This window comes from Pandoraea eparura (assembly GCF_902459725.1).
In the GTDB taxonomy this organism is placed as follows: domain Bacteria; phylum Pseudomonadota; class Gammaproteobacteria; order Burkholderiales; family Burkholderiaceae; genus Pandoraea; species Pandoraea eparura.
Genome location: NZ_CABPSH010000002.1, coordinates 585,871 through 608,476, shown reverse-complemented (window position 1 = coordinate 608,476; position 22,606 = coordinate 585,871). Strand labels below are relative to the sequence as shown.

General features: G+C 66.2%; 21 protein-coding genes and 1 tRNA gene. 3 read left to right on the top strand and 19 right to left on the bottom strand.

Annotated elements, in window-relative coordinates:
* Positions 1-101 precede the first annotated feature (101 nt).
* The 6 genes from PEP31012_RS06935 to PEP31012_RS06910 form a co-directional block, all read right to left on the bottom strand.
* Positions 102-1,505: an HdeD family acid-resistance protein gene (locus PEP31012_RS06935; protein WP_150588576.1), complete on the bottom strand. Its 1,404-nt coding sequence runs from the start codon at positions 1,503-1,505 to the stop codon at positions 102-104.
* 234 nt (positions 1,506-1,739) lie between these two features.
* Positions 1,740-3,074 carry an argininosuccinate synthase gene (gene argG / locus PEP31012_RS06930; RefSeq protein ID WP_150588575.1) on the bottom strand — a complete coding sequence of 445 codons (1,335 nt, stop codon included), beginning with the start codon at positions 3,072-3,074 and terminating at the stop codon, positions 1,740-1,742.
* Positions 3,075-3,186: 112 nt separating this feature from the next.
* A complete protein-coding gene (locus PEP31012_RS06925; protein WP_150588574.1) occupies positions 3,187-4,083 on the bottom strand; it encodes a LysR family transcriptional regulator in 897 nt (298 codons plus the stop codon).
* 249 nt (positions 4,084-4,332) lie between these two features.
* Positions 4,333-5,181 carry a DMT family transporter gene (locus tag PEP31012_RS06920; protein WP_150588573.1) on the bottom strand — a complete coding sequence of 283 codons (849 nt, stop codon included), beginning with the start codon at positions 5,179-5,181 and terminating at the stop codon, positions 4,333-4,335.
* A gap of 550 nt (positions 5,182-5,731) precedes the next feature.
* On the bottom strand, positions 5,732-6,706 hold the full coding sequence (locus tag PEP31012_RS06915; protein ID WP_246171170.1) for a pyridoxamine 5'-phosphate oxidase family protein: 975 nt from the start codon (positions 6,704-6,706) through the stop codon (positions 5,732-5,734).
* 16 nt (positions 6,707-6,722) lie between these two features.
* Positions 6,723-7,412 carry a glutathione S-transferase family protein gene (locus PEP31012_RS06910; RefSeq protein ID WP_150588572.1) on the bottom strand — a complete coding sequence of 230 codons (690 nt, stop codon included), beginning with the start codon at positions 7,410-7,412 and terminating at the stop codon, positions 6,723-6,725.
* Between the two features lie 146 nt (positions 7,413-7,558).
* On the opposite strand from PEP31012_RS06910, the gene PEP31012_RS06905 reads away from it, so the two are divergent.
* Positions 7,559-8,461, top strand: coding sequence for a LysR family transcriptional regulator (locus PEP31012_RS06905; protein WP_150588571.1), 903 nt, complete (start codon positions 7,559-7,561; stop codon positions 8,459-8,461).
* A 118-nt stretch (positions 8,462-8,579) separates the two neighbouring features.
* Here the strand turns inward: PEP31012_RS06905 and PEP31012_RS06900 are convergent, their stop codons facing one another.
* The 6 genes from PEP31012_RS06900 to PEP31012_RS06875 form a co-directional block, all read right to left on the bottom strand.
* Positions 8,580-8,876 carry a hypothetical protein gene (locus PEP31012_RS06900; RefSeq protein ID WP_150588570.1) on the bottom strand — a complete coding sequence of 99 codons (297 nt, stop codon included), beginning with the start codon at positions 8,874-8,876 and terminating at the stop codon, positions 8,580-8,582.
* Between the two features lie 303 nt (positions 8,877-9,179).
* Positions 9,180-9,256 (bottom strand) — tRNA-Val (locus PEP31012_RS06895).
* Positions 9,257-9,337: 81 nt separating this feature from the next.
* Positions 9,338-10,126, bottom strand: coding sequence for an NYN domain-containing protein (locus PEP31012_RS06890; RefSeq protein WP_150588569.1), 789 nt, complete (start codon positions 10,124-10,126; stop codon positions 9,338-9,340).
* 73 nt (positions 10,127-10,199) lie between these two features.
* A complete protein-coding gene (locus tag PEP31012_RS06885; RefSeq protein WP_217427114.1) occupies positions 10,200-11,609 on the bottom strand; it encodes an MFS transporter in 1,410 nt (469 codons plus the stop codon).
* Between the two features lie 98 nt (positions 11,610-11,707).
* Complete coding sequence (locus tag PEP31012_RS06880; RefSeq protein ID WP_150588568.1) at positions 11,708-11,902, bottom strand: DUF2783 domain-containing protein; 195 nt, start codon at positions 11,900-11,902, stop codon at positions 11,708-11,710.
* Between the two features lie 29 nt (positions 11,903-11,931).
* Positions 11,932-13,620, bottom strand: a complete 1,689-nt coding sequence (locus PEP31012_RS06875) for an FAD-dependent monooxygenase (RefSeq protein ID WP_150588567.1) — start codon at positions 13,618-13,620, stop codon at positions 11,932-11,934.
* A gap of 193 nt (positions 13,621-13,813) precedes the next feature.
* Between PEP31012_RS06875 and PEP31012_RS06870 the strand changes: the two genes are divergently transcribed.
* Positions 13,814-14,269: a MarR family winged helix-turn-helix transcriptional regulator gene (locus tag PEP31012_RS06870; RefSeq protein WP_174978142.1), complete on the top strand. Its 456-nt coding sequence runs from the start codon at positions 13,814-13,816 to the stop codon at positions 14,267-14,269.
* Positions 14,270-14,460: 191 nt separating this feature from the next.
* Here the strand turns inward: PEP31012_RS06870 and PEP31012_RS06865 are convergent, their stop codons facing one another.
* Positions 14,461-16,179, bottom strand: a complete 1,719-nt coding sequence (locus PEP31012_RS06865; protein ID WP_150588565.1) for an acid phosphatase — start codon at positions 16,177-16,179, stop codon at positions 14,461-14,463.
* A 361-nt stretch (positions 16,180-16,540) separates the two neighbouring features.
* Complete coding sequence (locus PEP31012_RS06860; protein WP_150588564.1) at positions 16,541-17,470, bottom strand: LysR family transcriptional regulator; 930 nt, start codon at positions 17,468-17,470, stop codon at positions 16,541-16,543.
* Between the two features lie 212 nt (positions 17,471-17,682).
* Here PEP31012_RS06860 and PEP31012_RS06855 point away from each other — a divergent pair, with 212 nt between their 5' ends.
* A complete protein-coding gene (locus tag PEP31012_RS06855) occupies positions 17,683-18,303 on the top strand; it encodes an NAD(P)-dependent oxidoreductase (RefSeq protein WP_150588563.1) in 621 nt (206 codons plus the stop codon).
* 59 nt (positions 18,304-18,362) lie between these two features.
* On the opposite strand, the gene alkB is transcribed toward PEP31012_RS06855, so the two are convergent.
* The 5 genes from alkB to PEP31012_RS06830 form a co-directional block, all read right to left on the bottom strand.
* The gene (gene alkB, locus PEP31012_RS06850; protein WP_150588562.1) at positions 18,363-19,022 is read right to left on the bottom strand and encodes a DNA oxidative demethylase AlkB; all 660 of its coding nucleotides are present in this window, start codon (positions 19,020-19,022) and stop codon (positions 18,363-18,365) included.
* Positions 19,019-19,750 carry a 2OG-Fe(II) oxygenase gene (locus tag PEP31012_RS06845; RefSeq protein ID WP_150588561.1) on the bottom strand — a complete coding sequence of 244 codons (732 nt, stop codon included), beginning with the start codon at positions 19,748-19,750 and terminating at the stop codon, positions 19,019-19,021. Before PEP31012_RS06845 ends, alkB begins: the two co-directional genes overlap by 4 nt.
* Positions 19,747-20,955, bottom strand: coding sequence for a bifunctional DNA-binding transcriptional regulator/O6-methylguanine-DNA methyltransferase Ada (gene ada, locus PEP31012_RS06840; RefSeq protein WP_150588560.1), 1,209 nt, complete (start codon positions 20,953-20,955; stop codon positions 19,747-19,749). The genes PEP31012_RS06845 and ada overlap by 4 nt, the downstream gene beginning before the upstream one ends.
* 103 nt (positions 20,956-21,058) lie before the next feature.
* Entirely contained in the window at positions 21,059-22,048 is a 990-nt protein-coding gene (locus tag PEP31012_RS06835; protein ID WP_150588559.1) for a CopD family protein, read from the bottom strand.
* Positions 22,048-22,458 carry a copper resistance CopC family protein gene (locus PEP31012_RS06830; RefSeq protein ID WP_246171169.1) on the bottom strand — a complete coding sequence of 137 codons (411 nt, stop codon included), beginning with the start codon at positions 22,456-22,458 and terminating at the stop codon, positions 22,048-22,050. The genes PEP31012_RS06835 and PEP31012_RS06830 overlap by 1 nt, the downstream gene beginning before the upstream one ends.
* Positions 22,459-22,606 lie beyond the last annotated feature (148 nt).

Genomic DNA, 22,606 nt, shown 5'->3' with positions numbered 1-22,606 from the left:
GCCTGCGGACCTGCTGCCATTGCCTTGACGAGTACTCATGACGTTACGCCGTCGCGATCCAATTGTCTCGGGCGTTTCCGTGATCCCTTCGGCGTCCGCCATCAACCGTGCGATGGCCGATTTCCCGGCGGCTGCGTAACCGCCGCCTGCTCGGCAGCCTCTCGCCATGTGCGACGTGCCCGGCGCATGCGCCGCAGCGCCAGCGACGCCATCGTCATCCATCCGAACGGACGCGGATCGACGAGCATGCTCACCGCGCGCGCGTAATCGAGCACCAGACCCGGCGTCCACGCCATCGTCTCGGCCCGCTTGCGCAATTGCGCGGCGACCCACAACTCGGGGGTGAGCCACAGGCGCACGAAGGTCCACCAGCCCGCATCCGTGCCGCCGGGCAGGCGTCCCACCCGGCCTTCGATCGCGGCCTCGAGTGCCTTGGCCACACTGCTCGAGCAGTTGCGATGCGTGAGGTTATACGTGGTGTTCTGACGGTAAGTCTGCCAGAACTCGCCCAACTGCCGGGGGCTGTAGTTGCGAATTCGCACCTTGACGGTGGACGCACACCACGCCGTCGATTCCGTCGCATAGTCCGGCTGGAACACGCCGGGTACGTCGTTCTCGCGCGTGGCACGCAGCAGTTGCCCGAATTGATCCGGGGAACGGTCGATTTCCTGGGCGGGATACAGACTCACATACACGCCTTCGTGACTCTCCAGCGCGGCGTGGCCGGTCGAGATCACGCCATTCCCGTCGACGGCGGCAATGTAACGATCGATCAACGGATGACGGCGAGCCGGGGCCTTGGACGATCCCGAGGGTGTCCAGACGTGCACCGTCAATGCGGGTTCGCCGTCGGCGGGCGGGCCGTCCCAGCGCGGTGCGCGGGGGCGGTCCTTCCACAAGCGGCGTTTGTCGTTGGGGCTGCCAAGAATCTGCTCGACGCGGAAATCGCGGCGCAGGCGTCGTGCGCGCATGGCGAGGACCAGCACATTCCAGCCCGTGAACGCGAGTCCCAGTCCGATCGCGTACGGCAACGTGCCTTTGTAGTGCGTCGGATAAGGCTGGTAGAAGAAGATCGCCACGGCGATCTCGATCCCGCCCCCCGCCATCGCCCATGCCCAGCGCGGATACCGCACGACGTACGCCGCCACGCACTGCAGCAGACCATCGGCGAGGAAGAGCGTGCCGAAGAGCATCGACAGCCAGAAATTACCGTGCTGCTGGTGAAAGAAGAGCACGAGCAACGCCGCGAGGGTGAAGGTGCCGCCCTTGAGCCCGCGCACGATGCGCTGGCCGCCGACACCGATGCCGACGATAGCCAGCGTCGCGATCCCTTCGAGCAGCAGCAGCCAGGCGAACACGTTGAGCGGGAAGTGCACCACCCCGTCGAGCGCGTCGACGATCAGCGCCAGCCCGAAGGCGAAGAAAATCGCACCGATCCAAATCAGCGCGAGGGCGCGGCGGCGCAAATAATCGACGCCGAGCAACAGCAATATCAAACGTACCAACGCAAGGTCTCCATCGCATGCGCCTGTCCGTGTGTCGGGAGTCGGCGCGTTCCCCGAATGCGGGACGGGTGGGGAGGTGGCCACTTTTGACGCTATCTTAGCGCGCGAACCGTGACAGGCCAAAAACAAAGGCGGCGCGCTCCTTTCGGGGCACGCCGCCTGTTGTGGCGGTTTGGACTGCTGCGGCAGGCTACACACGCTGCACCCCGAGAGGCGCGGCGTCGGTTAGCCAGCTCAGTCCTTCTTGCTTTCGAGCTGCGGCAGGGCGTCGGCGCTCGATGCGGTGAGCAGACCGGCCTTGGCATAGGTCATGAGCTTCTCGCGCGTGTCGACGATGTCGAGCGTGCGCATCGTGAGCTGGCCGATACGGTCGAGCGGCGTGAACACCGAGTCGCCCTTTTCCATCGTCAGGCGTTCCGGCTTGTACGTGAGGTTCGGCGACGTCGTGTCGAGCAGCGAGTAATCGTTGCCGCGACGCAGCTCGATGGTCACTTCGCCGGTCACGGCGCGGGCCACCCAGCGCTGTGCCGTCTCGCGCAGCATGATGGCCTGCGGGTCGAACCAGCGGCCCTGATACAGCAGACGGCCCAGACGGCGGCCATTCTCGCGGTATTGCTCGATGGTGTCTTCGTTGTGGATGCCGGTCACGAGTCGCTCGTAGGCGATGAACAGCAGCGCAAGCCCCGGGGCTTCATAGATGCCACGGCTCTTGGCTTCGATGATGCGGTTCTCGATCTGGTCGCTCATACCCAGGCCGTGACGGCCGCCGATGCGATTGGCTTCTTCGAACAGTTCGACGGCGTTGGCGAACGTCTTGCCGTTCAGCGCCACCGGCTGGCCTTCTTCGAAGCGCACGGTGACTTCTTCGGCCTTGATCGCGCAGTCGTCGCGCCAGAACGGCACGCCCATGATCGGCTGCACGATCTTGATGCCCGAATTCAGATGCTCGAGATCCTTGGCTTCGTGCGTCGCGCCCAGCATGTTCGAGTCCGTCGAATAGGCCTTCTCGACCGACATCTTGTAATCGAAGCCGTTGGCGATCAGGAATTCCGACATTTCCTTGCGGCCGCCCAGTTCGTCGATGAACGTCTGGTCGAGCCACGGCTTGTAGATCTGCAGGCCCGGGTTGGTCAAGAGACCGTAGCGATAGAAGCGCTCGATGTCATTGCCCTTGTACGTGCTGCCATCGCCCCAGATGTTGACATCATCTTCCTTCATCGCGGCGACAAGCATCGTGCCCGTGACGGCGCGACCGATCGGCGTGGTGTTGAAGTACGTGACGCCGGCGGTGGAAATGTGGAACGCGCCCGATTGCAGGGCGGCGATGCCTTCGGACACGAGTTGCGCGCGGCAGTCGATCAGACGGGCGTTCTCGGCGCCGTAACCCATGGCGCGGCGCGGGATTTCGTCATAGTCCGGTTCGTCCGGCTGACCCAGATTGGCCGTGTAAGCGTACGGAATCGCGCCCTTCTGGCGCATCCAAAGCAGCGCAGCGCTGGTGTCGAGACCGCCCGAAAAGGCGATGCCGACTCGTTGTCCCGTGGGAATGTGTTGCAGAATCGTGGTCATCGGCGTGGAAAAGCTGGGTTTTTAACCTGTCAAGTATCCCTGTCCGGGCTATGGATGGTCAAGTCTGACGGCCGATTCCCGTGCACCGGAACGCCAAACTTCGCCCAAACGGTCACCATTGCGTGCCGGCCACGCTGCATGCGGACGACAGGAAATCGGAAAACGCGCGAATCACGAGCGATGCCTGACGATGCTGCGGGTAGACGACATGAATCGCCGACGGCGTCGGTGCGAACGCGTCGAGCACGGTCACCAGCCGCCCGCTCAGCAAGGCCGGCGCGACGATGAACACCGGCAGCCACGTGATGCCGAGCCCGGCCACGGCGGCGTCGCGCGCCAGTTCGCCGTTGTTCACGCGCAGGCGACCGGCCACCGGGATCTCGACCGGATGGCCGTCGCGCGCGTAAGTCCAATTCACCCGCTGACTGTGCCCGTAGGGCAAAAGGGCGTGATCGCGCAACGCTTCTGGCGTTTCCGGCGTGCCCCGCGCCTCCAGATACCGTGGGCTGGCGCAGGTGACCATGCGCATGGGCGCGACCGCCCGGCCGATCAGCGACGAATCGGCCAGTGCGCCGATACGCACCGCCACGTCATAGCCCTCGCCAATGATGTCGACCGTGCGGTCGTTGAGTTCCAGCTCGATGGTGACGTCCGGATAGGTCGTGAGAAACGACGGAATGACCGATCCGAGAAACATCGTGCCGAACGACATCGGCGCGGAGACCCGCAAATTGCCGCGCGGCCGCTCGCCTTGACTGCTCACGGCGAGATTGGCGGCTTCCACGTCGTCGAGAATGCGCCGGGCGCGCTCGTAGTAGATGCGGCCCAGGTCCGTGACGGCAAGCCGCCGTGTCGTGCGCAGCAGCAAACGCACGCCAAGCGCTTGCTCCAGCGACGAGATGCGGCGGCTCACGAACTGTTTCGAGAGGCTGAGCTTCGCTGCCGCACCCGTAAAACTCATGGCGTCGACCGCGGTGACGAAGATGCGCATGTCGTCGAGTAAATCCATCGGCAGGCTCCCGGTCGTATGAAGGTTGGGGTGACAACGAGAGGGTTTGCCTCGCCATTGTCACCCATTCGCCGACAATCTTAGCCGAGATGCCGCCTGACCGGCCCGTCGGGGCACCTGTGGAAGCGCGTATCGACGCATCTATCGAGGCGCCTGTCGAAGCACGTATCGAGGCACGTATCGAAGCACCTGTCGAAGCACTTATCGAGGCACGTATCGAAGCACCTATCGAAGCACCTATCCAGGCATCTACCGAAGCGCCAATCGCAGTCCCAGCAGGATCGCGGCGGTGCCCGCGACGGCGAGCGCAGTGGGCCGATGGCCGAAGATGCCCCAATCGAGCAGCGCCGTCACCACGGGCACCAGATAGAACAGACTGGTGACGGTGACGAGGTTGCCCGTGGCGATCATGCGATAGAGCAGCAGGGTCGCGCCGACCGAAATCACCAGCGCCATATAGAGCAGCGGCAGCCAGAAGCCGAGCGACGCGTCGATGTGCCATGGTTGGGTCGGCGCGACGAGCAGCGCCAGCGCCAGCCCGAGCGCATACTGCAGCGGCAGCACGTCGAGCGGCGTTTGCCGCGAGCCCTTCTGTGCGAGGGTGCCGAGTGTCATGCACGCCAATGCGGCCAGTGCCCACAGCGAGCCCGCCGCCGAGAGTCGCGCCGACATCAGGCTTTGTGCGACGACCAGCGCGAGACCGGCCAGCGCCACGGCAAGTCCGGCGAGACGCCGCGCACTATGCGCCCGCTCCAGCGCCACGAGCGTGAGAATCGGCTGCACGCCCAGCACCGTCGCGAGTGCGCCGGGTGTGATGCCATGCGACAGCGCCAGCAGATACGCCGCCTGATAGCCGCCGATGAGCAGCACGCCCGTGCCTGCGACTTGCCACCGGGTGTGCGCGGCCGGCCACCATCGGCAGCGCGTCAGGGCGATGAGTGTGAGCGCGGCCAGCGCCACCCCCAGCCGGATGACGAGGAACGCAAACGCCGACGCGTGCGCCAGCCCCCATTTGGCGGCCAGCGCGCCGCCGCTCCATAGCAGGACAAACAAGAGCGTCGCGCCATGCCGGCGCCACGCGAGACCTTCTGATTGCATCGATCTTCCCCTGAACAGGATGTCCGGCCTGCCGCGCGCAACGTCAGGGGATGCGGCGCCAAGACGCCGCTCCCCGTGTCGCGATGCCGTCGCCGACGCGGCATGACGAAACGTCATGGCGTTCGACGCACGATGCGCAGACAGGCGGATCGAAACTGAAATTCGGATGAATAGGTGTTGTGCCGGGCGACGAACGCCCAGCGCGCCAACGGTGCTGTCAGGCGACGACGCCGAGAACAGCGACCGCGGCAGCGACCACGCCAGCGGGCGGTGCCACGCCGGCTGGCGGGGGAGGCGCGACTGCTGCGAAACGTCCGCGCAGACGTGCGCCCACCGCGCGCTGCGGCGGTGCTACGGCAAGTCGAAGGGACGTGTGAACAGTCATGGATCGATGAGGAGAAAAAAGGCGCCCGTCACTCGACGGGCGTGGACACACTTTACACGCAGCGATCCCTTGCGGCAAGCGCGAGGCAAACCCGACATGAACCCAGGCCGAATCGGTAGCGAACCCGCGGCGAACCCGAGGCGAATGGGGGGTGAGCGCGCATTATCAGGCGGTTGGCCATGCGCCCGTGCGTTCGACACTCGGCGACGCGTCGCCATCGCGCCACGCGGCAGGCAGCGCGCCGCGCACGCGCCGAACCTCGCGCACCCGCATGCGCACGAGCCGTTGCGCGCCCGCGAAGCCGCTCATCGCTTCGTCATGCCAAAGAATCTCCGCGTCGCCTGCCACGTGCAGAAAATCGCCCGACGCAAAGTCGACGAACACCAGTCCCGCCCGCGGATTGACGTGCAGATTGCCCAGCGTGTTGTAGTACGCGTTGCCGCGAAAGTCGGGCCACGTCAGCGTGTTGGCATCGTCGACACGCACGAAGCCCGGCTTGCCGCCGCGATGCGAGACGTCCGTGCCGGCGCTGTGCTCGGTCGTGCCGTCGCCCGCGTAATGCGTCGCAATGAAGAACGTGTCGGCGCTGGCGATCTGCCATTGTGCATCGTCGTCGAGCGACGCCCGGGGTCGCTCGGCCTGTGCCGGCACGTCGTGGCGTTGCGGTGTGATGTCGCGTTGGCGGATGTACTGCGGGCAGTTGCCGAAGCTCTGCGCGACGCGAATGGCGAAGCCTTGCCCATCCGCGTCGACGACCTGCCCGTTGACACGATTCCGGCGACGCGTCGACGGCGCTATCCCCAGCAAGCCCATCGCCGCCCCGAGCGTCACGGCACCATGCAACGGATCGGTCGCTGGCGGCAAGGCGTTCACGCGCAACAGCGTCGGGTCAGGGGCGTGGGCGAAGCCGGGCGTGCCGCTCAACAGCGTTGCCCAGGGCTGGCCACGCGCATCGAGCGCCCCCACGACGAGAAACGGCAACTGTGCGAAGAATTGACGATGCTGGTCCGGCATCGCGGCGCGAATGACCCGCGCCCCGACATCCGCTATCGCCTCGCGCGATCCGGCCAGTGTCTGCACGGCGATTTCGCCTGCATGGAACGGTGATGCCGGCAGAGAAGTTTGTCCGGGCGCGGTCATGATGTCCTCCTGGGACTCAGGCGGCGTTCAGGCCGCAAGCGGTCGAAGCCATCGGCACGAAACGCGGCAGCGCGGCCACACGGGCCAGCCACGCCCGCACGGCGGGATACGGTTCGAGCGAGACGTTGCCCTCGGGCGCGTGCGCCAGATACGCGTAGCACGCCACGTCGGCAATCGTCGGCGTGCCGGCCGCGAGGAACGGCGTTGCTCCCGATGCCGACAGATAGGTCTGCATGCGCGAGAGGAGCAGCGTGGCGCGCTCGATCATCGCCGTGGCGTCGATGGAACGCTTGAACACGACGACCACACGCGCGGCCGCCGGCCCGAAGGCCAGATCTCCGGCGGCCACCGACAGCCAGCGCTGCACTGTGGCGGCGACAACGGGGTCGCGCGGCAGCCAGGTGCCGCCGGCATCGTAGCGGCTCGCGAGATAGATGAGAATCGCGTTCGAGTCGGCGATCACCCGCCCGTCGTCGTCGATGGCCGGTACCTGCCCGAAGGGGTTGATGGCAAGGAACGCCGGTTGCTTTTGCTCGCCCGCCATGAGGTCGATGTCAATGGTCTCGTATGGCAGACCCAGCAGGTGCAGCATCAGTTCGACGCGATGGCAGTGCCCCGAGAGCGCGTGCCGATACAGGCGGATCGGACGGGTGGGGCGGACCGATGCCAGGAGAGAACGAGCATGCGTTTCGGCGGGGTGGGTCATCAGAGGTCTCCGGAAGTGAGCGGGGCCGCGCCAGCCCTGCTGCCAGAGCCATCACGCGATGCACCGATTCTCCATCAAGCCGATTTTAGAATAAATGCTGCAATGTTGATTTGACTGCTCCGAAATTCGGAGTAATGATGCGCGACATGGATAAACTTCGCGCTATGCAGACGTTCGTTGCCATCGTCGATCAGGGTAGCCTGAGCGCGGCGGCGCGCGTGCTCGATTCCTCGCTCCCGGCGGTGGTGCGCACGCTGGCGGCGCTCGAAACATCGCTCGACGTCCGGCTGCTCAATCGCACCACGCGCCGCATTGCGCTCACGGAAGAGGGGCGGACGTATCTCGATACGTGTCGTCAGATCCTCGGTGAACTCCAGGAAGCCGAAGCGCGGCTGGCCGCCCGGCACGAGGCTCCGAGCGGCACGCTGGTGGTCACGGCGCCGGTGCTCTTCGGGCAGTTGCACGTCGCGCCCGCGCTCTACCGCTTCCTGCGCGCGTATCCGGCCGTCAAATGCCGCCTGTTGCTCAACGACCGCGTGGTGAATCTCTGGGAAGAGGGGATCGACGTGGGGATTCGCATCTCGCCGCTGGACGATTCCACGCTCGTCGCGCAGAGCCTCGGGGCGATTCGTCGCGTGGTAGTGGCGAGTCCGGCGTGTCTGGCCGAGCAGGGCGAAGTGACACATCCGCGCGAGCTGGCCGGCAAAAATTGCATCCGCTCGCATGGCGGCGGCTTCGGACAGTGGCGCTTCTGGGAGGGCGGGCGTGAGTTCGTGGTGCCGGTCGATGGCAATCTCGAGGTCAGTCACGGCCTCACGGCCGTCGACGCGTGTCTGGACGGCATGGGCTATGGTTGCTTTCTCTCGTACCAGGTGGCCGCGCCAATGGCCGACGGTCGTCTGGTACGCGTGCTCAAGAACTACGAAGGACCGGCGCGGCCCGTCAATATCGTCTATCCGCATGCGCGACTGTTGCCGTCGCGCACGCGCGTGTTCGTGGAATGGATGAAGCGGGAGTTGCGGGAATTGCGCGACGTGCCGATGCGTTGAGCGGCAGCAAGCACCAGCGGGCTGGCATCAAACAAAAGAACGCGGAAAGCGACGGCGCCGCTTCCCGCGTCAAAAGCCCGCCGACGCCAATCGGCGGACCGCTTCGTTCGTTGGGCGATCAGTCGTCGTCGCCGTGACGCCAGCCGCGATGGCGGCCGCGATCGTGACGGTCTTCCCAGCGGCGATCACGCCAGTCGTCCCAGCGGTCGCGACCGTAGTAGACGACCGGACGCGGGGCTTCATACACCGGGCGCGGCTGCACATACACCGGCTGCGGCGCCACATAGACCGGCGGCGCTTCGATCACCGGCGCGGGCAGGCCGAGATAGACGCCGACGTCCACATGGGCCGACGCGGCGCTCGATGCGACAGCGGCGGCAGCGCCGAGGGCAGCGACGATAATCATGCGTTTCATGATGTCCTCCAATGGCACTCGCAGGTCGATGCATCGTTTGATGACATGGCGCGACTGCGTGCGCGTGGGCAATGAAGCCAGTGAGTCGGATCGATTCGCGATGGCGGTGCAAGTCGGGAAGCCTTCCCGTCCTGATGCCTGTCGTCGAACCGTTGAAGCCAGTGTATCGACGACCCTGCGCAGCAGGTGCTACGAGTTTGTCGGGGATGTGTCGTTTTGTAACGGGGGGACGAATCTCGCGCGGTCGCGGAAAAAACAAAAGGCGTTACGCGAGAACGCGCAACGCCTTGTGCTTTGATTCGTTGGTAGGCTCGATTGGACTCGAACCAACGACCCCCACCATGTCAAGGTGGTGCTCTAACCAGCTGAGCTACGAGCCTAGAAAGACCGCGAGTATAGGGGGTATTTCCGGGTCTGGCAAGCGTTTCGCGCAATTTCTCCGAAAAAAGATTCTGGCGCGCTCATTCGCCGCGTTTCGCCGTGCCGCGCTTCGGTTTGATCCGTACCCAGAGGCTCTTGTTGCCGCCACTGCCGGTGCGTTGCTCGACGTCGAACAGACCGATGGTCGCGACAAGATCGCTCAGCTTGCCGAAGCCATAGGTGCGCGAATCGAAGTCCGGCGCCTGTTTGGCGATATGGCTGCCGATGGGGCCGAGACTCGCCCACCCATCCTCGTCGGACACACCGGTCACCGCGTTGCGCAGCAGCCGCACAAGACGCGTGTCGCGCTTGAGGTCCGACGCGCTGCGGCGCTTGCGCGGCGCCGGGGCTTCGTCGCCGTCCGGTTCATCGTCCTGACGCAGCAATTCCGTATAGATGAATTTGTCGCAGGCGGTGACGAACGGCTGCGGCGTCTTGCGCTCGCCAAAGCCGTACACGATCAGTCCCTGCTCGCGGATGCGCGAGGCGAGCCGCGTGAAGTCGCTGTCGCTGGAGACGAGGCAGAAGCCGTCGAAGCGTCCCGTGTAGAGCAGATCCATCGCGTCGATGATCATGGCGCTATCGGTGGCGTTCTTGCCGACGGTGTAGCGGAACTGCTGAATCGGCTGGATCGAATATTCGAGCAGGCACTTCTTCCAGCCGTCGAGATTGGGCTTGGTCCAGTCGCCGTAGATGCGCTTCACGCTCGCGACGCCGTACTTGGCCACTTCGGTGAGCAGGCCTTCGACGATGGCGGGTGCGGCGTTATCGGCGTCGATCAGCACGACGAGCGTGGGGCCCTGAGCGGCCACGGGAGGTGTCACTGGCATGACGGGGGTTCCTTGAACGCGAAGACGACTCGCATTATGGCCCGGAACGGTGCCCGCCATGCCGTGACCGGGATCAGCGGGTGCCGCGACGCTGCCCCAGCGGTGCGAACCACAGCACCGCGATGCCGACGAGCAGGCTCACGGCTGCGAACATCAGGCCTGAGGTGAACGAGTGCGTCCAGTCCTTGAGCGCGCCCACGACAATGGGACTGAGCGCCGAGCCAAGATTGCCGACCGCGTTGATGACCGCCAACCCGAGGGCGCGCGTGTGCGGGGCGAGACTGCGATCGGGCACCGTCCAGAAGATGGCCATGGCAGTGTAGGCCCCCGTCGAGGCCATCGCCACCCCGGCCAGGCGCAACGACGGCTCCGGCGCGAAGCATGTGACGACCCAGCCTGCCGCGGAGAAGAGCATGGGCAGTACCAGGTGCCAGCGGCGCTCCTGCAGGCGGTCCGAGCGGCGTCCCCACCAGATCATGCCGGCAATCGTGCACAGCGACGGAATCGCCGCGAGCAGACCGATGGTCACGTTGCTGCTCGTCGTGCCGAAGCTCTTCACGATCTGCGGAATCCACAGCGATGCCAGCGAGAGCGTGTTGACGAGGCAGAAATAGCCCAGCGCAAACTTTGCCACGCTCGGCGTGAGGATCGCGCGCCACATGCTGTTGCCCGCGTCCGACGCACGGCTCGCGCGTTGCGAGACGGTGGCGGCGCGGTCGCGGGCGATCATCGTGTCGAGCGCGTGCTTTTCGGCGGCGCTCAACCAGCGCGCGTCGGCGGGCTTGTCGTCCAGGTACCACCAGGTGACGACGCCGAGCAGTACCGTCGGCAGTCCTTCGAGCACGAACAACCACTGCCAGCCGGCGAGTCCGGCCACACCGTCGAGCCGCAGCAAGTAGCCCGAGGCGGCCGCACCGAGCGCGGAGGTCACCGGCATCGCAATCATGAACCAGGCATTGGCGCGTGCGCGTGCAGCCGAGGGGAACCAGTCGCCCATGTAGAGCAGCATGCCCGGCAGGAAGCCCGCCTCGGTAATGCCGACGATGGCGCGAATCAGATAGAGGCTGGTGGCGTCGTGCGCGAACATCGTGGCGCTCGAGGCGAAGCCCCAGGCGATCAGGATCGTGCCGATCCAGCGACGCGCGCCGACCTTCACGAGCATCAGATTGCTCGGGACACCGCACAGCACATACGTCAGGTAGAACACGGTCGACGCCATGCCGAACATCGTGCTCGTGAGCTTCAGATCCTGGCTCATCGTGAGCGCCGCGAAGCCGACATTGATGCGATCGAGAAACGAGAACAGGAACAGTACGAACAGGAAGCCGAGCAGGCGGCGCGAGACCTTGCGCACAACGTCGCGCTCCAGGGCCTCATTCGGCAGGGGCTGCGCGTCTTGTATGCCGTCGAAGACGGCAACGGCGGGGGATGCGGATGCGGCAATTCCGCCTGAGATGCCGGCGGCGGGTGTGATACGAGTCATGATGGGTGTCTTCTCCAACGCTCCCCGCCTTGGATATCGCGTGGCGGTGTGATGAAAACGGGTCCGCCATTGAGGGCGGACGCCGAAGGGAACTGTGTTTAAACCTGTGCGCTGCGGGCGGCTTGCTCAATGAGATCGATCACGCGCTGCGAATCGGGAATCTCATGGGCCAGCAACAGAACGACCTTGGCGAGCAACAGCTCGCGCTTGTCTTGCGGTGCGGCGTCGATGGCCAGGGCGAGGGTGTCGTAGATCTCCTCAAGGCCGGCGTTGGCAGTTTGTTGGGCGGTCATGGCAGGGTTTCCTTGAATGACGTGACGGCTCAGGCGCGGCCCGTCGCCTGCGCGAGCGCGCTGGCAAGACGCGTCGCGTCGAGCGTTTGCCAGCGGGCACACACGTGATGATCGGGACGAACGAGATACGCGGTGCCATCGGCGGCACCGTACTTCGTTGCGGCGTGGCCCGTCGGATCGGGCAGCGTGAGGTCCGCATTTGCCACGTCGCCTTGCGACGAGGCGAACGCGATGACCTTCACCGGCACACCGCGCTCACGCCACGTCACGAGTTCGTGATGCACGGCATCGTCGAGCGGGGCATCGCCAAACGTCACCAGATGGAACGCGGCGCCGAGGTGGTCGTACAGATAGTCGTTGTCGCCGAGCTTGATGTTCGGCGCTGGTGCACCGACGCCGGGTCCCGCCGTCATCCGCGCGTTGTCGTCGTTGGGGCTGTTGAGCGGCGAGTCGCGATAGTCATGCGCGCGCGAGGTGCGCCAGTGGAACAGCGGCCGCACGAATTCGTGATCGAGCGAGAGATCCAGCACGGCGTCGCGCAACACACGAAAACCGTGCGAGGGCGGCGTCATGAAGCGTGTGCTTTTGCCAGCTTCCGCGATGATCTCGCGCGCCGCGCCCACGCGGTCGTGCGTGTACGACGCAAGCAACGAGGCCGGTGCGGCGCCCTTGGCGACGGCGGCGAGTTTCCACGACAGATCGATGGCGTCCTGGAAGCCGGTGTTGGCGCCACGCACGCCAAAGATCGGCAGCAGGTGCGCGGCGTCGCCTGCGAAGAGAATGCGTCCGTGCACATAGTCGGGCAACGTGAGCGCGCGGGCCGAATAGACCGAGCACCAGTCCAGTTCCCAGGGCGTGCCACCCAACCCCATCATGTCGAGTTGCGCGTCGATGCGCTCGCGAATCGTTTCGGGTTGCAGCGCGTGCTCGGACGTCTCCGACGCCGGCAATTGATAATCCACGCGCCAGATGCCGTCCGGCTCGCGATGCATGAGCACCGTGTTGCCGGGATTCCAGTCGGGGGCGAAGTAGGCCAGTCGCTCGGTCGGCAGATCGAGATCAATGCGGATATCGGCGATGACGAAGCGGCCTTCGTAGCTCGCGCCTTCGAAGCGCAGGCCCAGCGCGGTGCGCACGGTCGAGCGTGCGCCGTCGGCGGCGACGAGCCAGCGCGTGCATTGTGTGTACTCGCCGTCGGGCGTGTCGATCTGCAGGGCCACGCCGTGGTCGTCCTGCGTCAGCCCGACGAGCTTGTTGCCCCATCGCATCTCGATGAGCGGCTGGCGCTCGATCGCCTCCACCAGATAGCTCTCGAGCACGTTCTGTTGCAGGTTGATGAGCGGCGCGAAGCGGTCGTCCTCATCCACCGGCGACGTCATGCGGAACACCCGCTGGCCGCGATAGTACGAGTTGCCGCTGGTCCAGGGCAGACCCTTGGCGATCACGGCATCCGCCACGCCCACGGCTTGCAGGATCTCCTGCGAGCGACGCGTGAAGACGATGGCTCGGCTGCCTTCCGAGACTTGCTGCTCGGCTTGCAGCACGACACAGCGCACCCCGTGACGGGCCAGCGCAAGCGCCGTGACCATGCCGATCGGACCGCCGCCAACGACGGTGACGGGGACGTCCGGGAGTGTCTCGCCTTGCGGCGCAAAGTGCGGATGGACGCGGTACGCGTGATAGAGCGACGCGCGCGGGGTGGTCTCTGGTCGATGCATGATGCGGCACCCAAAAAAGGCGGTTCGGCACATGGGCAGTGGGTCTCGTGTCAGCGGGGGAGACGGCGGATGCCCATCGCGCGAATGGCGAAAACGCCAGCGAGCATATAGTTGCTAACACAACTATTCTAGTGTGCTAATGTTGCGATCGCAACCAAATATCGATCCTTTCCGAGTAGGGAAAAACACTGAGATGCGGCCTGTCCACACAACACTCGACCAGTTCCTGACGTACAAGATGCACCGTCTGATGAAGCAACACGACAAGCGCATCGCGCAGTCGTATGCCGACGCGGCGCAATTGAGTCTTGCCGAGTCGCGCGTGTTGGCGGCGGTGGGCACGGCGGGGGCGTTGTCGAACTCGGAGCTGGCGCGTCGCGCGAATCTCGACAAGAGTCAGGCGAGCCGTGGCGCGGATGGACTGGTGTCGCGCGGGTTGGTGCGTCGTGCGCCGGACGAGCACGACGGCCGTGCGGTCAAGGTGACGCTTACGCCGGAAGGCGAGCGCGTGTGGCGCGTAGTGATCGATGCGGCGCGCGCTCACTACGACCAGTTGTTCGACACGCTGACGGACGACGAGATGCGCACCTACGAGCAACTGCTCGACAAACTGCTGCTGCGCTCGGACGAACTCGACGGGCAGGGGTGAGCGATCTCACCGACCTCGTGGCCCCATTCACCACGATCAACGGCAATGGCACGCCAATGAACCGGCCCCCCAACGTTGGGATATGCATCCAACGTTGGGGGGCCGGTTTCGCAAATACGCCGTTATGGCTCAGGGGCGGTGCGCGTCACGCCTGCGCAGAAGCGCACGCGTAGCGCTCACCTGACCGAACCTCACGCGAACGACAGCGTCATCGTCAAATCACCGGGCGGCATGGTGCCGCGCGCCGCGAAGGCGGCGTTGCGATGGGCGATGCCTTCGAGTGTCGGCAGGTCATGCAGACGCGTGACGAAGCGCAGGATCGACGTGGTGTCGTAGAACGTGTGATCGACGTTGCCACGCTTGGCGAACGGCGAGACCACCAGTGCCGGAACGCGTGAGCCCGGCCCCCAGCGGTCGCCCTGCGGCGGTGCGACGTGATCCCACCAGCCGCCATTCTCGTCGTACGTAATCACGACCATCATGTTCTGCCACTGCGGCGACGCCATGAGGTGGGCCAGCACGTTCGCCACATGCTGGTCGCCCGACGCCACATCCGAATACCCCGCGTGCTGGTTCAGGTTGCCCTGCGGCTTGTAGAACGTGACGGCCGGCAGCTTGCCGGCAATGGCGTCGGCGATGAATTTGTTCGCGATCGGGCTGTCGCCCTCACCGCCATCGCGCAGATGCATCTCGCGCGCAGCCGTGCCCGGCGCGTACTGAGCGAAGTAGTTGAACGGTTGATGGTGGTACTGGAAGTTCGGTTTGTCCGCACCGCCCTTGTGATCGAGCGCCGACTGCCATGCACCCGCGTACCAGGCCCACGACACACCCTTCGCCGAGAGTACGTCGCCGATGGTGGCGAACGTCTGCGGCGGCAGCGTGGCGGGGTTCGACGGATCGGCCAGACGCTTGTCGCCCGAAGCGGCCGGCTTGACCGGCGACGGCTGGTAAGCCGGCATCATCGTATTCACCGCGAAGCCATCGGGCGTGATGGCCCCGTCGCGCACGAACTTGGGCGGGCCGTCGGCGGCCGATGCCGGCGACGCAGGCGCCACCGCCAGACGCACGCCCTGCGGCCCATCGGCCAGCACGGCGATCTTGTCCTTGGCCGGACTTTGCGCGGCATTCGGATACACGGGCGGACGTCCCGCGATCAGGAACTGGTGGTTCAGGAACGAGCCGCCGAAAGCCGCCATGAAGAAGTTGTCGCACATCGTGTACTGCTGCGCGATCTTGTACATGTCGAGCGTCCTGGCCGTCTCGCCGTAGTAGCCCATCGTCAGACCGCCCGAATTGGCCCATGCGGCGAACTGGTTGTTCTTGCCACCGTTGATCTGCATCTGGTTCTGCCAGAACAGGTGCCACAGATCGCGCGTGATGACGGAGGTCGGCAGTAACTGGCCCTCGGCGTCCTTGAGCATGAACGGTGCGTTCGGCGCGCGGGCGATCTCCTTCTCGGTGATGTGGTACTTCTTCCCGCCGACGCTCTGCGCGCGCGGCACGAGACCCTCGAAGATCGGCGGCAGCAGCGACATCGGGGTTTTGCCGTCGCGATCGAGCTGGGTGTAGACCGACGCCGGCACCTTCGAGAGCGGTTTTTCCACGCCGGGGAAATCGCCGAACAGATTGTTGAAGCTGCGATTCTCGAGATAGATCACGACCACCGTCTTGATGTTGGCCTTGAGCTGGGTGTCGAACGTGCCGCCGGCGGCGACGGTGGTCGGGGCGCCGGGACCGCCCTCGGCGGCGCAGCCGGTCAACGCCGTGGTGGCGCCCGCCGCGCTGGCCGCACCGATGGCGGCGAGGCCTTGAAGCAGACGGCGGCGTGACGGATCGCTCGGGTTGTCGTCGTGCGCGAGGTCGGCGTCGAGCGAGGGATCGTGAGGTTGGGGCTTGGCGTCGTGCGTCATGATGTCCTTGATGAGCGAGTCGGGCAGGTCAGGCGAGTCAGGCGAGTCAGGCGAATCAGGTGAATCAGGCAGAGGCGTTCGGCGAGGCAGGCGTACCCGCGCCGGGTTGTCAACGGCAGACGCACGAGCACCGCGTCGTCAGCTTGCTGGGGTGGGCCAGGCAGACGACGTTTTTACGCGGGGAGTGTGACAATTCGGTGACGCCGTCGCGGCGTCACGACAGACAGAACGTGGTGGCGGGTGTCGGCGTGGCGCACGCGGCGCAAGTCGCTCAAGGTGCTCAAGTCGTCCAAGCCACTCAAGCCACTCAAGCCACTCAAGCCACTCAAGCCACTCAAGCCACTCAAGCCACTCAAGCCACTCAAGCCGCGGGCGCGGCCGGTCGCCCGGCGTAGCCGGTGTCCTCGAACAGCGGTGTGCGGAACTGTTCGACCAGATCGTCGAGCAGGGCGCGCAATGCGCTGGGCATCTGCTTGCGCGACATGTAGACCCCGTAGACGGTCATCTCGCGCGGCACGTAATCCGGCAGCAGCGCGCGCAGCGTGCCGTCGCGCAGATGCGGCAGCGCCGAGTAGACCGGTTGCATCGAAATACCGGCGCCCGCGAGCGTGGCGGCGAACACCACATTGACCTCATTGGCCGAGAGATTGCCGCTGACGGGCACGCTCAGCGGTGTGCCCTTGTGCGTGAACTGCCAGAGACTCTTGGCGAAGTACGTGTAGGTCAGGCAGTTGTGCAGGGCCAGGTCTTCGGCGCGTTCCGGCGTGCCGTGTCGCTGGAGATACGACGGCGCCGCGCAGACCACCGAGTGGCAGGTGGCCAGCCGCCGCGCGATCAGTCCGGGCGAGGGCTCGGGCGTCACGCGAATCGCGAGATCGATGCGCTCGTCCACCAGGTCGACGGTGCGGTCCGCCACCACGAGATCGATGGCCACACCCGGATGACGCATGATGAACCGTGTGACCGCCGCCGCCAGGAATGCCTGTCCGAGCGACGTACTGCAAGCCACGCGCAACAGACCCCGCGGCGCGCTGTCAGCGTGCGACGTACACGCCAGATCATCGGCGATGCCGAGCATCTCGCGACAGCGCGGCAAGGCGTCGTTGCCGGCGTCGGTGAGGCTCACCGCACGCGTCGTCCGGTGCAGCAGTCGCGTGCCGAGCCACGCTTCGAGTTCCGCCAGATAGCGCGAGACCATCGCCCGCGACATATCGAGCCGCTGCGCCGCCGCCGTGAGCGAGCCACGCTCGGCCACTTCGGTAAAGACCCGCATTGCCGTCAGACGGTCCATGATTTGCTCGATCCACGCAACAAAGTGATCGTCATTATGGGCTTTTTTTGCGCGACTGACGCGACTACGATGGCAGTCATGAAAGGCGTCGAACGACGGCGCTTTCCACGCAAGGCGACGCCGATACGTCGCGCCGATGCGGCCCCGACGGCTGCGCGCGCCGAGCGTCTGCCGCCTAACCCGAATTCCCCGTCACTCCCAGGAGCTTCCTGATGAAAGTCGCCTTGATTGGTATTACCGGCCGCGTGGGTACGCGCGTTGCCACCGAACTGCTGCAACGCAATCACACCGTCACCGGGATTGCGCGCAATCCCGAGCGCGTCGAAGCCGAGCAGGGGCTCACCGTCGTCAAGGGCGACGCCGCTGACCCGGCAGTGCTCGCGCCGCTGCTCGCCGGTCACGATGCCGTGATCAGCGCGGGTCGCTTCGCCTCGATGGACGCCCACAAGCTCATCGACGCCGTAAAGCGGGCCGCCGTCCCGCGTCTGCTCGTCGTGGGCGGTGCCGGCAGCCTGGACGTTGCGCCGGGCAAGGCGCTCATCGATGCGCCGGAATTTCCGGAGGTATACAAGGCGGAAGCCAGTGCCGGCCGCGTGTTCCTGCAAGTGCTGCGCGCCGAGGCGAAGGACGCGCCGCTGAACTGGACGTTCCTGTCGCCGTCGGCGTTGTTCGAGCCGGGTGAGCGCACGGGCAAGTTCCGCCTCGGTGGCGACGCGCTGCTCGTCGATGCCAACGGCAAGAGCTGGATTTCGATGGAAGACTATGCCATCGCGCTGGTCGACGAACTCGAGCGGAACCAGCATCCGCACGCGCGCTTCACTGTCGGCTATTGAGCGCTACTGAGAGGTGTTGAGCGTGACATGGCGGCGGTGCACGTCGGTTGTCGGCGCGATCAGCGCGCCTGCCGGAACGTGAGGTTGTAACGCACGGCTTGTGCGTCGAAGCTGCCTTCGACGCTCGCAATGCCGTGATAGGCGAGTCGCGACGGCCCACCCCACACGACCACGTCGCCTGGGGCCAGACGAATGCGGTGGGTGCGGTCGCCGCGCTGCAATCCGCCCCACAGGAACGTCGCGGGAAGACCGAGCGACACGGACACGATGGGCGCGCCCAGTTCGCGCTCATCGCGATCCTGATGCAATGTGAGCCGCGCATCCCGTGTGTAGCGATTGATGAGGCAGGCGTCGGGCGCGAAGTCGCGATACCCCGCCGCCTTGGCCGCGCGGCGCGCGAGCGCGACGAATGATGCCGGCATTGACGGCCACGGTCGTTGCGAGAGTGGATCGTGCGTGCCGTAGCGGTATCCCTGCCGATCGCTGATCCATCCCACTTCCCCGCAATTCGTCATGGCGACCGACATGCGCTTGCCACCCGGCGTCAGCCAGTGGCGCAGCGGCGCTTGCGCGATCACCGCGTCGATATCGGCCTGCAAGTCCGGGAGTTCCGACTGCGCGAACCCGCGCAACACCCACGCGCCTGGACCGATGGCATCGGCTTGCGGTGTGTCGTCGCGCGCATCGTCGTGCGCGCTGCCGAAAAGGTCGAGTGTCATGTGGCGTCGTGCAGGATCACGCCGAGCGTGTGTCGATGGCCGCTGCGCACGCGGCTCACCCCGTGTCGCAGGTTGACGCGGTACACCCCGCGCGTGCCGTTCACCGGACGATGATGCACGGCGAACACGACCGCGTCGCCGCGCGTAAGCGGCACCACTTCGGCGCGCGACTGCATGCGCGGACGCTGCTCGGTGAGGACGAATTCGCCGCCCGTGAAATCTTCGCCGGGCTGAGACAGCAGAATGGCCACCTGCAACGGGAAGACGTGTTCCCCATAGAGATCCTGATGCAGGCAATTGTAGTCGCCTGCCGCATAGCGCAGCAGCAGCGGCGTCGGGCGGCGCTGACCGGCGCTGTGGCATTGCGCGAGGTAGGCGCCGTGCGTGGGCGGATAGCGCGTGTCGATGCCCATCGCCGCGTGCCAGCGGTGGGCGATGTCGCGCAACGGCGCGTAGAACGCTTCGCGCAATTCGGCGACCAGCGGCGGTAGCGGGTAAGCGAAATACTGATATTCGCCCTGCCCGAATCCGTGACGCGCCATCACGATACGGCTGCGGAAAAGGGGCGACGTGGGGGTGATGCTGAGCGGCGCGTCCGTCTCGCCGTACATCGCGCAAAGCGCAGCGCATTCGCTCGCGTTCAGCAGTTGCGCAATGCGCGCCGCCCCGAAGCCATTGAGTTCGTCTTCGAGCGCGGCCCAATCGAGCGACAGCACGCGTGTGCTCATCGCGTCACCTGGGGCGTCACGTCGCCACCTTCGCCACACTCGTCGCCTTCGCTGCCTTCCTGGGCGAGCAGCGCGCGCTTGCGCTCGACGCCCCACCGATAGCCCGACAGGGCGCCGTCGTTGCGCACGATGCGGTGGCACGGAATGACGACGGCCAAGGGGTTCGACGCGCATGCCTGCGCCACCGCGCGCACCGCGCGTGGGGCACCGATGCGCTCGGCAATTTGCGTGTAGCTCGCGGTCATCCCCGCGGGTACGTCGCGCAGCGCTTGCCACACACGCTGCTGGAACGCCGTGCCGCGTACGTCGAGCGGCAACGACAGGCCGACGCGCGGCGACTCCACGAAGCCCACCACCTGCGCCACCCATCGCTCGAACTCGGCGTCGGCCCCGACCAGTTCGGCGTTCGGGAAACGGTCCTGCAATGCCTTGACGAGCGTTTCGGGGTCGTCGCCCAGCGACACGGCGCACAGGCCGCGGGAGGTGGCGGCGACCAGCAACGCCCCGAGCGAGCACTGCGCCACGGCGAAGCGAATCGATTCGGCCTGGCCGCCCGCGCGGAACGCCGCGGGCTTCATGCCGAGCAGCGCGTCGGCACTCGCGTAGAAGCGGCCGTTGGAATTGAAGCCGGCGTCGTAGAACGCCGACGTGACGCTCGCGGCAGCAGGCAGCGCGTCGCGCACACGCTCGGCGCGGTGTGCATTGGCATAGGCGCGTGGCGTCACACCCGTCACCGCGCGAAAGAGCCGGTGGAAATAGTGAGGGCTCAGGCCGGCCTCGGCGGCAAGCGCGTCCAGACGCGGCGGCACCTCGGCCGTCTCGATCTGCCGGCAGGCGGCTGTGACCAGGGCGGTGTGGCGGGCGTGACCCGCGCCGGGCGCGTCCTGCTCTGGATGGCACCGCTTGCAGGGACGAAAGCCGGCGCGCTCCGCCGTCGCGCTGTCGGTATGGAAGGTGACGTTTTCGCGCCGCGCGAGCCGCGCGCCACACGAGGGGCGGCAATAAACGCCGGTCGTGCGCACGGCATAGAAGAATGCGCCATCCGCCTGCTTGTCGCGCGCGGCGACAGCCGCCCACTTGGCGTCGTCGGTCGCGTAGCGCGACTCTGGGGCGCGATCGTTCGCCGCGGCAGGGGGCGCCGACGCCTGCGCAGGACGCGGGTCGTTGGTGCGGCTGCCGGGGCGGAACGGGCGTTTGGCGGTCATGGAATGGTTCTGCATCACAGTGGACTCCCGAAGACTGAGGACTTGCCTTCAGTGTAGGGAGCGGGGCGCGAGGCGGCGCTCCGATTCTTGCTCTTGAATTCCGTCAGACGCCCGGCGGCAGCGTCGTGCCCAGCTTGGCCGCAAGGCTCATCACCATCACCAGCACGAGCGCCTCGACGGCGACCACGCGCGCGAACGCCGTCGATTCGAGTGGCGTGTCGCCCGCGTCGAGCGCAAGCTGCGGCAGGAAATGCCAGCGGTTCCATGCGCCGAGCAGCGCAGCAATGCCCACGAGCAAGAGCTTCGTCACGAGCCACGCCAGATACGGCGCGTTCTGCGTGGCGAACCATAGCGACGGCGTTTCACCGAGCGTGCGCCACGCGTTGAAGGCCCCCGTCACGAGGGCGACGAACATGGCCAGCGTGGCGACCGAGGAAAGTCGTTCGCCGTACGCCGCACGCGCGCCGACCGGCCAATGACGCCAGCCCGGGATCGCGCATCCGGCCACGAGCAGCGCTCCGGTCCACGATGCCGCTGCGGCGACATGCAGCGTGTGAATACCGATGGCGAGCCAGGGCAGCGATGCATCGGCCGCATGCCCCGTCTCGGCGCGGGCGAGCGCCAGCACCACGGCGCCGGTGGCATACACTGCGCGGGCATAACGCTCCTGACGGTGCTCGCGACGATGATGCCGGTCACGGGGATCGTCGGCGATCGGCAGCGTCGCGCGCAGGCGGCGTCGCGCGTCGACCCAGGCCCAGACGCCGGCACACAGCAGCGCGGCGCCGAGCGCGGCGACCCATTGCATCCTGCCGAAGTGGGTTTGCGTGAGCACCAGCCACACATCGCCGACCATGGCGGACGCGCCGTCCCAATCGCCGCCTGTCATCGCATCGGTGCTGGCGAACATGTAGGCGATCCACGCGAGGACGGCGAGTCCGGCCGCAAAGGCCGGCAGCACACGCAGCGTCAGGCCGCGCCGCACGGCGTGCGGGCTGCGCAGGAGCAGCACGCCGAAGGCCAGCGCCAGCGCGAGGTCCAGTAGCCCCGCGGTGGCCGGTTGCCACGTGCCGGCGGCCAGATCGGCCGACATCACTTCACGGAGAACTGGATGCTGCCTTGCGTGCGATGGCCGTCGCTCGCGACGGCGACCCAATTCGCCTGATAGTGGCCGGCGGCGAGCGTGGGAAGCGACAGCGTGAGCGTCTTGCGCGAGGCGTCGAGTTTGCCCTTGGCGTGCGTGACCGCTTTGCCCTGGGCGTCGACGACGCTTAACTTCGAAAGGGCGCCTTCGAGCGTCGAGTCGAACGTCACGCGCACGGTCTTCGGCGCCTCGACGCTCGTCTGCGCGGCCGGATCGCTCGAGACGACGTGCGCGTGGGCCCACGCCCCTTGCGAGAGTCCGGTCAAGCCGACGATGGCCGCCAGCGCGAGTCCCTGCATTGCGCGATGCAGGAAACCGGTGGCACGAGAGGCATGGCAAGCGTTCTTGGAATTGCACATATCGAGTTGGCTAACGAGTTGGGTAATGACTTGGGTAATGATTTGAATACGCCGCGGAACCATTCGGGTAGCGCTGTTCGCATGCGAGCGGCAGGTCCGAACGCGCTCGCACGTGTCGCCGACGGGCCCGCGTTGTCCTGCCCGCAGA